The following is a 12273-nucleotide window of genomic DNA, read 5'->3' as shown; positions in this document are numbered from 1 at the left end:
CCTCACATAGCGAGATAGCCGCCATCGACTGGATAGATCGATCCGGTCACAAAACTGGCGTTTTCACTCAAAAGCCATTGCACAAGCGCACCGACTTCTTCGGGTTTCCCCCAGCGCTTCATAGGCGTACGCGCCATGATCCCCGCTGTTCGTTCAGGGTCTTCCCGAAGGCCCTGGGTCATCTCTGTCTCAATCCAACCCGGCGCGATGGCATTGACCCGGATACCGTCTTCGGCCCAGCGACCTGCGAGCGCCTTGGTCAACTGTGCCACGCCGCCCTTAGAAGCGGAATACGCCGGAACCAAAGGCCCACCAAAGGTACTGAGCATAGAGGCGGTGTTGACGATGGCCCCACTCGCTTCAGCCAACAATGGATGCGCGGCAAGACAGCAGCGCATGGTGCCTGTCAGATTCACATCGAGCACCTTGGCGAAGACGTCGATGTCGTATTCTTCGCCACGCAAAAGAATACCTGCGCAGTTCACCAAGGCATCGAGACCCGTGAGTTCGCCGAATACATCATTGATGGACGTTTGGTCGGTGACATCCAAGAGCTGCACCTTTAACCCGTCCTGAGGCTCGAATGCATCCAATTCGGATTGGGAGGCGGATGCGGCAATGACGGACCAACCTGCGTCTGTCAACGACCGTGCAACACCCGCACCAATCCCTCGTGTACCGCCCGTTACAAGGGCCTGTTTCATCCAAGTTCCTCCAATACACTGGTGAAGGCGCGCGCGCGCCTTCCGATATCATCCAATGTATAGCTCGGTTTGAACAGCGCGGACCCCAGCCCATATCCATCTACACCCGCGGCACGATACGACGCCATCGTATCCGGCGTGATGCCCCCTACCGCAGCGACGACTGCGTCTGCTGGCAATACGGCGCGCATGGCAGCAATGGCAGCTGGCGGCATCATTTCCGCCGGAAAGAATTTGAGGACCGATGCTCCGATATCCAACGCCGTAAAGGCCTCGGAGGGGGTCATGACTCCTGGACACCAATAAAGATCCCGAGCGACAGCCGCGCGCCCGACGTCCGGGTTCATATTGGGCGACACGATGATCCGCCCGCCTGCATCTGCAACCGCCGCGACCTGGTCCGTAGTCAACACAGTGCCAGCGCCGACGATGGCTTGAGCACCATGTTTCGCAACGATCTGCGTAATCGATTCCAGCGGGTCCGGTGAGTTGAGCGGCACTTCGATGATCCGAAACCCGGTATCGAAGAGTACATCAGACACCGGGCGCGCATTTTCTGGTGCCAGCCCCCGCAAAATCGCGATCAGCGGGTTCTCAGCAAGAGCTGCGGTGAGGTCAATCATCCGACCAACCCCGCAGCGCGAGCAATCAGAAAATGCCCTTTCGCAACGATATCATCTGGCGCGCGACGGCTGTCTAAACCAGCAGTTCGAAGCGCTATTTCGTATCGGTCAGACAAATCGCTACGTCCAACAACAGTGATCCTGCCGACGTCTTTTACTTCGCCGGTCGCGGCGGCAACCTCGGTCCCGATCAACAAGCCCGACAAGTAGTCGGCCGTAGCAACCTTCGGGATTTTGCCCATGAGAGGAAGCGTCCGAACATGAAACAGGCTGTGCAGCAGGTTCGACTCACCACTGAGGCCCGCCTTGACGCCCATCACGAATGCGTCTTCGCTGAAGGCGTCCTCCTTCATCAAGGTGCCAAGGATCGTGTGTTCTTTCAGCGCCGAAAAGATCTCACCTGTCATGTAGGTCGAGAAATCCACGATCTTCCCGTCGGCAACCTGAACCCATTTGCTGTGCGTTCCCGGCATCACGAACATACCTTCGCTCAAACCTAACGAAGATGCCCCGATGATCTGGGTCTCCTCGCCGCGCATTACGTCCGGTCCTCCGGCATGTTCCGTCGAAGCACCTGTCACAAAATGAATACGCGCTCCGTTGGCCGCTTCGTGGGGGACCAACGCTCGCGCAAGACCGCCAGCACCCAGCGGCATTTCAGCATATTGCGTTTCTACCCAACCATTGCGGCTGGTGATCATGCCAGATGCCAGGATCGGCAGGTTAGCCTTGGCGACCCAAGGGCCGATTAGACGATCAAGGACCGCCTCAAAGGTTTGTCCCGCAACCTGCATGATACCTTCAGGCGACGAGACCCCATCGATCACGTCGCCCTCCGCACCAATTAGAAATGCACGAAACGATGAAGTGCCCCAATCTACGCCGATCAGCGCTGGTTCAGATGCGACCGAATTCATTTAGCAGATCCTCAACGGTTTTGCCTTGGGACACCCATTTACGGGTTTCCTCCTCACGGTCAGCTTGCTCTTGAGCAAGGCGCACGGTTTCTTCGGCAATTTCCTGTGGAACCACGACGACGCCCATAAGATCAGCTACAATGAAATCTCCGGGGTTTACCACGACGCCCCCACAGGCGATTGGCACATTGATCGAAAGTTCTTCTTTACGTTCCGAGAACATCGTGTGCGTTCCGCGCGGCGTGATCGCGCGCGTCCAGATTGGCCAGTTAATGTCTTCCAACTCATCTGTGTCACGCCCAGTGCCATCTACGATCATCCCCCGAATGCCACGGTTCTTGGCCAGGCCACCCATTAAACCGCCGCAGACTGACGTTTGACGATCACCACCCGCGTCCACAACGATCACGTCCCCGGGTTGTCCCATTTCAAGCGCTCGCAATGGGTCGACCAGATCACCTTTTGAAAGCTGGACCGTCACGGCCTGGCCTGTCACCTTGGCGCGGAAAGCGGGCTTGATGGCGCTGTCCATCACGCCTGTTCGGTACTGCACATCCGCAAAAATGGCAGCAGCAGAGTACGCCTCCAACACCTTGTCAAATTTTTTGAGAAGTTCCGGGTTTCTTTCAAAATCATTGAAAACCCTAAGGTCCGTGCTGACGTCTGGCATTCTTGTCTCCTGTTATGCGGTAGATACGGCCAATGCGTCGGCATTGACTGTGTAGTCGGGGTTTTGTCCTGTCAGGACCTTGGCCACTTGCGTAGCCGCGGTAACCCGCGCTGCGTGTATCGATTCCTCGGAATAGTAGGCGGCATGTGGTGTTACGAGGACGTTGGGCAGTGTGAACAACGGGTTGTCATCAGGCGTCCAGTTGGCGCGCTTTGCCGGCTCTTCTTCGGGGTCGTCGAGCCCTGCAGCGGCCAAATGGCCTTCGGTCAGCGCCCGGAACAGGGCTTTGTTGTCGACCGTTGGTCCGCGTCCAGTGTTCACGAGTATCGCACCGGGTTTCATGACCGAGAATTCGGCATCCGACAAAAAGTGATGCGTGTTCGGCGTCATCGGCGCCTGCATCAGGATATAGTCGGACCTTGCTAGCAATTCGGGCTTGCTCACCAGCTCGACCCCAATCTTCGCGGCGACTTCTCTTGGCAAATACGGGTCGTAAGCGATGACCGTAACTCCGAAAGATTGCGCCCGCGCAACGATGGCTTGCCCGATTTTACCCAGCGAAACGACACCCATCGTCCGCCCGCGCAACCGGTAGACCGGCTGCCCGCTTTGCCATTGCCAGACCCCTGCGTGAGTGGCCCGATCATAGTCAGGCAACTTGCGCGCCAGGGTCAGCCAAAGGGCAATCGCGTGATCGGCGACTTCCTCGGTGCAATAGTTTTGCACGTTGGTAACGAGGATGCCTTTTTCCGTTGCCGTGCCGACATCCACGATATCTACGCCTACGCCATAGCGCGCGATGACTTCGCAGTTCCGCATCCGCGTAATCGTTTCTTTCCCGATCCGGGCATATTGGTTCATCATCGCTGCGCAATGCGGCGCGACATCAAACAGGTCTTCCTGGCGCTTGGCCTGAAGCGCAATCACCTCGGCTCCTGCGGCTTCCAGGATTTCCGTCTCAACGGCAACATTACCAAAGTCGTAATCGGTTATCACGACCTTGGGTTTGTCCGTTCTGGGGGGAAAGTCGGCGCGATCAGTCATAAGCACCCGCCGAATAGGTCAATTCGTACGAGTGGCTGTAGAGCTCGAAGATGTTGCCAAACGGGTCTTCCATATAGACCATGCGATAGGGCTTTTCACCTGGGTAATACTTGCGCACTTGGCTCATGCGCTGGCGCCCGCCCAGGTCTTCGATAATCTTGATGCGGCCTTCCAGATCCTCGTCCTGTACGCAGAAATGAAACAAGCCACGCCGCCAATATTCAAACGGGCGTTCTTCTTCGACGGTCTTTGGGAACTCAAACAATTCGATGCCAACACCGTCGCCCATTGACAAGTGCGCGATACGGAAGCTTCCCCAACCTTCCCCAAACACATCGTCGCACATCTGACCGATGGCGCTTTCGTCATGCAGGATTTCAGTTGGTTCCATCAGCACGTAAAGGCCGAATGCCTTGGAATAGAACTCCACGGCTTTTTCCAGGTCGGGAACTGTGATGCCGATGTGAGAGAAAGTGAGAGCGGCCATGTAGGGCTCCTCCAGTTAGAAGTTAAAGAATGTTGCGAACGATGCCGCCTTCGATCCGGTGCGCAGAACCATTGGAGGCTGTGCTTGCTGAGATCGTGACGATCATGCGGGCGACTTCGTCTGGTTGGACAAAGCGCTGTATGAGCGATGTGGGCTCATCTGATTTAAAATAATTGTCGACGATGGTGTCGAGCGGCTCACCCTTTTGATCGGCGAGGCCGTCAAAATAGGCTTCGACACCTTCTGTCCAGGTCGGACCAGGCAGGATCGAGTTAACCCGGACTTTTGTACCCTTTGTCAATTCTGCCATGCCACGTGTCAGACCTAACATGGCAGTTTTAGTGACAGAATAATGCACCATCTGAGGTAGTGGTTTCACTGCCGCTTCGCTGGCCATGTTGATGATAGATCCCTTATCCCGGCCAAGCATGTCTGGCAGGAAAATTCGGCTCATCCGAACGGCAGACAGGACATTGATGTTGAAATAGTGCATCCAGTCGTCATCCGTGAGATCCTCGAACGGCTTAACCGAAAAGATGCCGACATTATTCACAAGAACATCCACCGCACCGCGTGCGCGGGCAAACTCCGCCAGAGTTTCCGCATCAGACGTCTTGGTTAGGTCGGCCGCAATGCCTTCGACGTCGCCCAGAGATGACAGGTCGTCGACGCAGTCGGACACTTCCGCTGCGGTCAGACCATGCACGATGACCCGCGCGCCCTCTTCCAGGTAGATCCGGGCAGTGGCTTTGCCGATGCCGGAACCTGAACCAGTCACCAGGACCAGTTTATTTTTGAGCCCCAGATCCATCTCAGGCCTCCTTCTTAACGTTAGATGACTGCTGCGATGAAGGGCGGCCGAACATTCGACCCATCAAGGCCGAAATCTCCGAGCGCCACATGTCTATGCCGACGGCCAACAGAATGATCAGGCCCAGCACGATATTCTGAACCGAAGATGGCGCAGCGTTTAGGTTCAAACCATTCTGGACGATAACGATTGTCATCGCCCCCATCAGCGTGGCGAGGATGTTGCCGCGGCCACCTGCAAGGCTGGCTCCGCCGACAACAGCGGCGGCAATGGCCTGAAGTTCCAGCGTCTGGCCATAGTTGGGCGAACCAGAGTTGAGGCGCGCTGACATCAGGATCGCACCAACCGCAGTCATGAAACCAGCGATGACAAATGTTGTCGTCTGAACTTTACGTACGTTGATACCCGTCAGAACGGCAGCGGCTGGGTTACCACCCACGGCATAGATCTCACGCCCAAGTTTCGTGAAGTTCATGGTGAACGCAGCAAGGACGTAGAAGAATACGAGGTAGAAGAAAGGCATCGGAACGCCGAACAGCTTGCCGTAGAAGATTGGCTCTAACGCCGGATCCAGCGAGAAGATCGGAGACCCATTGTTGAAGGTCAGGGCAAGGCCCCTGAAGGCAATCAACGCCGCCAATGTAGTGATAAACGACGGAATACGCCCGTAGGCTGTTATCAGCCCAATGAACAGACCAAGCAATCCGCCCATGAAGAGTATGAGGGGCAGCGCCAGAACCAGTGGAATGCCGACAAATTTCAACATTTGCGCAAGGATCATGGTCAGCAAAGCCACCATAGACCCGGAACTCAGATCGATGCCCGCAGCGAAGATCACGATAGTAGACCCGATTGCGATCAAGGCCACGATGCTTACCTGTAGCGAAAGGTTAGAAAGGTTGCCCGGGTTCAGGAAGCGTTCGGTCGTAAGGGCCACGATCAGTGCGACAATCACCATTGCTGCGAATGGCCCGATCAACTGGGTGTCAAAGATCCGCTTCATGCGAAAGCCTCCTTAGGCTTGGATTGGGGGGTGTCGGCGGACGCGCGAACAAGATCGTCATGCGTAAGGTCGGATGCATCGACCGTGCGCACTATCGTTCCGTGCTGCACGACGGCAATCCGGTCGCTCATCGCAAGCAACTCATCATGGTCTGAACTGATTAGAATGATCGATTTTCCCGCCCGCGTGAGCCTGTTAATCAACTTATAAACAGCGATCTTGGCGCCGATATCGATCCCTTGCGTCGGTTCATCAAGGATCAGGATGTCAGAGGCTGAGAACAGCCAACGTGCAATCACGATCTTCTGCTGATTACCACCAGACAAGAAGTTGACCGTCTTTTCCTCGGCCTGGGTCGAGATTTCCAGATCGCGGATCAGGTCATGGGTGGCTTGCTCTTCCGCCTTAAGATTCAACACGCCGAACCGGCTTAGCCCGCCAAGGGACGCTGCGGTGACGTTCCCGCTTGCGCGGAAATTGAAGAACAACCCGTCAAACTTACGGTTCTCCGGAACAAGGGCCAATCCAGCACGGATCGCATCAATTTCCCGACGAAAGCGAACCGGTTTGCCGTTCAGTGATATCTGCCCGGCGGTTAGCTCATCTGTCCCGAATAGGGCGCGGGCAATCTCTGTGCGGCCACTGCCCAATACACCACCCAAGCCCAGAACTTCGCCCCGATGCAACGAAAACGATACATCTCTCACGCCCGAATTGGTGGCCAGACCCGCCGCCTCTAGCACAATATCCTTGGTCGCGTTCTGCTCCTTTGGATAATGCTCACCAATGTCCTCACCGACCATTGCGCTGACAATCTCAGAGACGTTGATCTTGGTCTCGCCACTTGCACGCACAACACAGCCGTTACGCAAGATCGTCACTTCATCAACGATCCGTTCAACCTCATCCAGCCTGTGCGACACATAGAGAATAGCGGTGCCGCGCTCGCGCATATTGCGCAGTAGCTCGTGCAGGCGCTCGATTTCATCTTCACCCAATGCCGCCGTCGGCTCATCCAGGATGATCATGCGGGCGTCCATCGCGACAGCTTTCGCGATCTCGACCAGTTGTTGCTCGCCTACCGATAGCGAGCCGGTTATGGTCTCGGGTGAAACATCGACATCCATTTCCGCCAAAACGCGAGCAGCTTCGTTGTGGACCTTGGCCCAATCGATCACGCCAAAGCGGGACCGAGGCATATTGCCAAGGAAGATGTTTTCGCCAACCGACAAGGTGGGCACGATCGAGAATTCCTGAAAAACTGTTGCGACGCCCAATTCACGTGCCGCCTGCGGGTCGCTGATCGTGACCGGCTTGCCATTGTGCAGGATTTGACCGCTATCGGGTTGCTGCACGCCGGACAGAGTCTTGATCATAGTCGACTTGCCACAGCCATTTTCACCCAGCAGCCCATGAATGGAACCGGGCATAAGCCGGATGCAAACCTTGTCATTCGCCAAAACCCCAGGATAGGCCTTGGTGATATCGACAAACTCCCAAAGTGGCGTTGCGGGTGTCATTGCGATTGCCTCGACAAAAGTGAAACTCGGTTGAGTTGCGACCCGGCAGCACGCGCACGCGCCACCGGGAAGCGGGGAGAAAGCTCAGTACTCTTTGGACGGCTGCGGGAAGAGCTTTTCTGGCTCTTGCAGCACGCTGATCGCACCATCTTTGTCTTCAATTGATGTGGGCGTTTCGATCCAGCCGCCGGGATAGGACCCGTTGAGCGCATCAATGGTTGCGTGCATGGCCGCTTTACCCATTAAGAATGGCGAGGTGTTGACGGTTGCCGTGATGTTGCCAGCCGCGATTTCTTCAAGGCCAGAAGTGTCACCATCATTGCCCAAAAGGACGATATCATTGCGGCCAAGTGCTTTTGCAGCAAATGATGCCCCAATGATCATGTAGTCGTTCGCCGCAAAGATCATGTCGAGATCGGGGTTCGACTGCAGGATATCCATACCAGCAGTGTTGCCGCCTTCAACGTTCCATTTACCATCAATGGATACCACAACGTCGAAGTTATCATTGCCCTCGATACCGTCGAGGAAGCCGCCCACACGTTCGGTCGAGTGATAGCCAGGCTGCCCTTCGATAATGCCGACCTTCAGCGGTTGATCACCATAAGTTTCAATGGCCCAATCAGCGATAGCATGCGTGCCGTTACGCTGAGAGTACCCGACAACGCCATGAATTGGTGTCGGGAAGTTCGGGATGTCTGAGTTGATCATCAAAACTGCCATGCCCTTGTCGACGGCCTGCTTCAGCAGTGGTGCGGCAGCAAATTCATCGTGGGTACCAAAGATGATTGCATCCACATCCTGCGTCAGCACATCCTGGATCATTCCCATTTGGCCGTTGATGTCCGCACCGGACTGGGGCGCAAGCATGAAGACTTCGACCCCGGCCTCAGCAGCAACCGCTTTGATGCCTTCACCGATGGCGATGTAATAGTTGAACTCGGTCGCCGGCGGCATATACGCGATCCGGAACGTATCGTTCTTAGGTTCTATCGCATCGATTGGCGCTTGTGCCCCGTCCTCAAGTGGAACCGGTGTTGGATAATTTTCCGCCAGAGCGACCGTTGCCAGCGTGGCGAACCCCGCGACAAGCGTAGTGGTCATAAGCGTTTTCAACATAGTTTTCTCCTCCAGAAATTCGTCGGTTATCCTTTGAATGGCGCGTCGATCACGCCACGAACGCCGGGTTTCGCAGCAAAGAGGCCGCCGGATTCCGGTTCTTTTGTTAGAGCTGCTTCATCACTCATCAGCCTTGAGGTCGTGATGAACAGCGTGTCGAGATCAGGGCCACCGAAAGCGCAACAGGTGGGCTTCCAGACCGGCACCTCAATCACGCGATCTATCGTGCCGTCAGGTGCGACGCGAACAACGCGATGACCTTCCCATTCGGCGTTCCAGACGCCCCCTTCGGCATCGACACAGGACCCATCAGGCAAGCCAGGCTCATCATTGAAAGAAGCGTGCTGCCGACGGTTCGAAACGGTTCCACTGCGGGTGTCGTAATCAAATGCGACGATTTCCCGATCCGGGGTATCCGCGAAGAACATCGTCTCACCATCGGACGTAAAGCAAGTCGAATTGGCGCAAGACACTCCTTCGATAATCGTCCGTACACTAAAATCCTTATCAACGCGGACGACCGACGAATCGGCCTTACCAGAAACTTCGTTCATGCCTCCAACAATCAATCGCCCCTGGCGATCGGTTCGCCCATCGTTAAGCCGTGTCTCCGGATTGTTCGGCTCGAATCGCGTCACGAGGGTTTCCTCGCTATTGGGCGAATCGAACAAGACAACTCGATCAGCATAAGCAACTATCAGACCGCCAGACGCGCGCGGCGCGAAGCAACACACGCGCTCCGGCATCTCATGAGAAGCGGATTCTGACGTTGCAGGATCAAATGACCAAAGCGCGCAGCCCTCAATGTCGGTCCACCAGATAAGGCCATCGGCGGGATTCCAGAAAATCCCTTCCCCGTGCTGGTTCTTACAATCGACGACCAACTCTGCGCGCACTTTTTTTCTCCTAAGTACATTCTGATATCTGATATACCAGCTTGCCTAATCTGGTGTATCAGATATCTTGCATCTGGCAACACCTTTTTTTGGAGATATCCTCAGATGGCGCTTGAGAGACCCAAGTCTTTGCGTGAACTCGCACTGGAACATTTGCGGAATAGTATTATCGATGGCTCCCTGAAAATGGGTCAGGTTTTGTCGGAGCGAAAAATCTCCGAAGAGCTGGGCGTATCGAAATCGCCAGTCCGCGAAGCACTCGCTCAACTACGTGACGAAGGGTTGGTCAGTATCGAGCCTCAAAAAGGCGCACGCGTTTTTTCGCTGTCTGAGCCGGAAGTGACTCAGATCTGCGATTTCAGACAGGCTATCGAAACTGCCGCCTTTGAACTTGCGTTGTTGCGGAACCCGGAAGGTCTTGCCGACGACATGCAGCGTGTCGTGAAGGACATGGAGAAGGAACGCAGGCGAGGTAATGAAAAGGGCTACCTTTCACTGGATACCACATTTCATCAGTTGATTTTTGAACATGCCGGTAACGATTATCTGACGGCCAGCTATACACGCTACATCGGTAAGATTGCCGCATTGCGAACCCATTTGGCGAAGCTGCCACAGCATACTGAGCTCTCCTTCGACGAGCATTCTAAAATCGCTATTGCCGTTCGCGAAGGTGACATGGCCAAAATCAAATCTCTTCTCACAGCGCATATTGACCGCACCAGACAAGCCTACAAAAGCGCCGCCATCGTCCTCGAAGGAGCGACCGCATCCTAGCAAAAACGTAGCTTCGTTGTGACGGGGGCGGGCCAGAACGGCGCCGCCCCTTTCTTTTGGGCACCTCACTGTCTTTTCTTTTTCCGTTGACATCTGAGATATCAGATGCCAATCAGAAAGCGGGAGGAAGCTTATATGACGCCAGCAATGAAACCTGACTCACCGGGGCTACAGCCACTGATCCAACTGGATCGGGTTGGCAAAAGCTTCGGCACGAACATTGTTTTGGATGGCGTCGACTTTGAACTGAGACCCGGCGAAGTTCACGCGCTATGCGGGGAAAACGGCGCCGGAAAATCCACCTGTCTCGGCCTGTTTTACGGACTTCACCAACCTTCTGCTGGGCGTATCCTGTGCGACGGCAAGGAACAGCGGGTCGAAAGCCCGTCGCATGCGCAATCCCTGGGCGTCGGCTGTGTTTTCCAAGAGCTCAGCCTCGCTGGCGCGCTCTCTGTTGCGGAAAACATCTACGCGGGCCGAGTACCCACCCGGTTTGGCGTAGTTGACTGGCCTGAACTGCGCCGCCGTGCGGAGGCGTTGCTGGCGGAATTCGGTCTGGATATCGACGTCTCAACACCCGTGGAAAACTTGCCGATCAGCTCCCGCCAGATTGTTGAAATCGCAAAGGCTCTGTCGTTGAATTCCCGCGTCCTTTTGCTGGATGAACCGACATCGGCATTGGCACCCGACGAAGTAGACGCACTATTTGAAGTCCTAAAGTCCCTGACAAAGAAAGGGATTGGCATCGTCTATGTCAGCCACCATATGGCCGAGATTTTCCAGATCTCGGATCGCATTACCGTTTTGCGAGATGGGCGCCACATCAGCACTTTACCGGTTTCGGAAACTTCTCAGGAACAAGTCGTCGCCGAGATGATCGGCGGCGCTCACCCCGGTGATGTCACGCGGTCAGGTAAGGTTAACGGCGAAGAGGTTTTGCAGGTCCAAGACCTAACCCATCCAGGTGAATTCGAAGACATTTCTTTCTCCATTAAAGCCGGAGAGATTGTAGGGATGGCAGGGTTGATGGGCGCTCGCCGCAGCGAGATTGTTCGATCGATTGTCGGGCTGATGCATGGCGCGACCGGGGAGATCAGACTTCACGGCAAGCCTGTTAACTTTGCATCCTTGCGGCAGGCGATGCGTGCTGGAGTCGGGTTTGTTCCCGAGGAACGCAAGACTGAAGGCCTCTTTCTGGAGCAATCACTCAGCGACAACCTGATCGCGGCCAGTCTTTCCGATCATGCGTCTGCTGGGCTCATGCGTTCGGGCTCGATCAAAGCAGCCAGCCAAGCAGCCATTGACGCCTTCAGTGTCAAAACCAGCGGGATTAACGAACTTGTTGGTGATCTCTCAGGGGGCAATCAGCAAAAGATTATGTTGGCCAAGTGGCTCAAACGCGCGCCAGCTCTTCTGATCATTGAGGAGCCCACAAAAGGGGTCGATGTTGGAGCCAAATTCCAAATCCACTCGGAACTTTTGCGTCGAGCAGCCGAGGGAATGGCCATCCTCGTCGTGTCATCCGATTTTCCCGAACTTGTCTCTCTCTCGACCCGCATCCTTGTCGTCCACGACGGTCGCCTCATGGGAGACATCGCAGCCGCTGAGGCAACCGAAACCAAGCTTCTTCAAATGGCCGCTGGAAATTCCGTTCCAATTGTGGACGCACCCCAAACCAATCAATCAGGAGTCGCGACGTGAC

Annotated in this window: 13 protein-coding genes; 2 read left to right on the top strand and 11 right to left on the bottom strand. The window is 55.4% G+C overall.

Going from position 1 to position 12273, the window contains the following annotated elements:
• Nucleotides 1-2: 2 nt before the first annotated feature.
• The 11 genes from GOX21_RS16065 to GOX21_RS16015 all read right to left on the bottom strand — a co-directional run bounded on the left by GOX21_RS16065 (nt 3) and on the right by GOX21_RS16015 (nt 9794).
• A complete protein-coding gene (locus tag GOX21_RS16065; RefSeq protein WP_170378475.1) occupies nt 3-704 on the bottom strand; it encodes an SDR family NAD(P)-dependent oxidoreductase in 702 nt (233 codons plus the stop codon).
• Nucleotides 701-1327 (bottom strand): 2-dehydro-3-deoxy-6-phosphogalactonate aldolase, encoded by a 627-nt coding sequence (locus GOX21_RS16060; RefSeq protein ID WP_170378473.1) that lies wholly within the window; start codon nt 1325-1327, stop codon nt 701-703. The genes GOX21_RS16065 and GOX21_RS16060 overlap by 4 nt, the downstream gene beginning before the upstream one ends.
• Nucleotides 1324-2244 (bottom strand): 2-dehydro-3-deoxygalactonokinase, encoded by a 921-nt coding sequence (locus GOX21_RS16055; protein ID WP_170378471.1) that lies wholly within the window; start codon nt 2242-2244, stop codon nt 1324-1326. Before GOX21_RS16055 ends, GOX21_RS16060 begins: the two co-directional genes overlap by 4 nt.
• Nucleotides 2225-2914, bottom strand: coding sequence for an RraA family protein (locus tag GOX21_RS16050; protein WP_170378469.1), 690 nt, complete (start codon nt 2912-2914; stop codon nt 2225-2227). The genes GOX21_RS16055 and GOX21_RS16050 overlap by 20 nt, the downstream gene beginning before the upstream one ends.
• Nucleotides 2915-2926: 12 nt before the next feature.
• Nucleotides 2927-3958, bottom strand: coding sequence for a C-terminal binding protein (locus GOX21_RS16045; protein ID WP_170378467.1), 1032 nt, complete (start codon nt 3956-3958; stop codon nt 2927-2929).
• A complete protein-coding gene (locus GOX21_RS16040) occupies nt 3951-4445 on the bottom strand; it encodes a lactoylglutathione lyase family protein (protein WP_170378465.1) in 495 nt (164 codons plus the stop codon). Before GOX21_RS16040 ends, GOX21_RS16045 begins: the two co-directional genes overlap by 8 nt.
• Nucleotides 4446-4467: 22 nt before the next feature.
• A complete protein-coding gene (locus GOX21_RS16035; RefSeq protein ID WP_170378463.1) occupies nt 4468-5256 on the bottom strand; it encodes an SDR family NAD(P)-dependent oxidoreductase in 789 nt (262 codons plus the stop codon).
• Between the two features lies 1 nt (nt 5257).
• The gene (locus GOX21_RS16030) at nt 5258-6259 is read right to left on the bottom strand and encodes an ABC transporter permease (RefSeq protein ID WP_170378460.1); all 1002 of its coding nucleotides are present in this window, start codon (nt 6257-6259) and stop codon (nt 5258-5260) included.
• A complete protein-coding gene (locus tag GOX21_RS16025; protein ID WP_170378458.1) occupies nt 6256-7779 on the bottom strand; it encodes a sugar ABC transporter ATP-binding protein in 1524 nt (507 codons plus the stop codon). The genes GOX21_RS16030 and GOX21_RS16025 overlap by 4 nt, the downstream gene beginning before the upstream one ends.
• Before the next feature lie 84 nt (nt 7780-7863).
• Nucleotides 7864-8898 carry a sugar ABC transporter substrate-binding protein gene (locus tag GOX21_RS16020; RefSeq protein ID WP_170351639.1) on the bottom strand — a complete coding sequence of 345 codons (1035 nt, stop codon included), beginning with the start codon at nt 8896-8898 and terminating at the stop codon, nt 7864-7866.
• 26 nt (nt 8899-8924) lie between these two features.
• Complete coding sequence (locus tag GOX21_RS16015; protein WP_170378456.1) at nt 8925-9794, bottom strand: SMP-30/gluconolactonase/LRE family protein; 870 nt, start codon at nt 9792-9794, stop codon at nt 8925-8927.
• Nucleotides 9795-9899: 105 nt separating this feature from the next.
• Here GOX21_RS16015 and GOX21_RS16010 point away from each other — a divergent pair, with 105 nt between their 5' ends.
• Together GOX21_RS16010 and GOX21_RS16005 are read left to right on the top strand one after the other, a co-directional pair.
• On the top strand, nt 9900-10571 hold the full coding sequence (locus GOX21_RS16010) for a GntR family transcriptional regulator (protein WP_010437239.1): 672 nt from the start codon (nt 9900-9902) through the stop codon (nt 10569-10571).
• A gap of 135 nt (nt 10572-10706) precedes the next feature.
• Complete coding sequence (locus tag GOX21_RS16005; RefSeq protein ID WP_170378454.1) at nt 10707-12272, top strand: sugar ABC transporter ATP-binding protein; 1566 nt, start codon at nt 10707-10709, stop codon at nt 12270-12272.
• The last annotated feature ends 1 nt before the right edge of the window (nt 12273 follow it).

Source organism: Ruegeria atlantica (assembly GCF_013032005.1).
Lineage (GTDB): Bacteria > Pseudomonadota > Alphaproteobacteria > Rhodobacterales > Rhodobacteraceae > Ruegeria > Ruegeria atlantica_A.
The sequence above is the reverse complement of the archived record's forward strand: the minus strand, read 5'-3'. Positions and strand labels throughout refer to the sequence as shown.

Coding starts and splice junctions, on each gene's coding strand:
- GOX21_RS16050 (WP_170378469.1), bottom strand. CDS start 2,914: ATGCCAGACGTCAGCACGGACCTTAGGGTTTTCAATGATTTTGAAAGA.
- GOX21_RS16025 (WP_170378458.1), bottom strand. CDS start 7,779: ATGACACCCGCAACGCCACTTTGGGAGTTTGTCGATATCACCAAGGCC.
- GOX21_RS16045 (WP_170378467.1), bottom strand. CDS start 3,958: ATGACTGATCGCGCCGACTTTCCCCCCAGAACGGACAAACCCAAGGTC.
- GOX21_RS16035 (WP_170378463.1), bottom strand. CDS start 5,256: ATGGATCTGGGGCTCAAAAATAAACTGGTCCTGGTGACTGGTTCAGGT.
- GOX21_RS16040 (WP_170378465.1), bottom strand. CDS start 4,445: ATGGCCGCTCTCACTTTCTCTCACATCGGCATCACAGTTCCCGACCTG.
- GOX21_RS16030 (WP_170378460.1), bottom strand. CDS start 6,259: ATGAAGCGGATCTTTGACACCCAGTTGATCGGGCCATTCGCAGCAATG.
- GOX21_RS16020 (WP_170351639.1), bottom strand. CDS start 8,898: ATGTTGAAAACGCTTATGACCACTACGCTTGTCGCGGGGTTCGCCACG.
- GOX21_RS16055 (WP_170378471.1), bottom strand. CDS start 2,244: ATGAATTCGGTCGCATCTGAACCAGCGCTGATCGGCGTAGATTGGGGC.
- GOX21_RS16065 (WP_170378475.1), bottom strand. CDS start 704: ATGAAACAGGCCCTTGTAACGGGCGGTACACGAGGGATTGGTGCGGGT.
- GOX21_RS16010 (WP_010437239.1), top strand. CDS start 9,900: ATGGCGCTTGAGAGACCCAAGTCTTTGCGTGAACTCGCACTGGAACAT.
- GOX21_RS16005 (WP_170378454.1), top strand. CDS start 10,707: ATGACGCCAGCAATGAAACCTGACTCACCGGGGCTACAGCCACTGATC.
- GOX21_RS16060 (WP_170378473.1), bottom strand. CDS start 1,327: ATGATTGACCTCACCGCAGCTCTTGCTGAGAACCCGCTGATCGCGATT.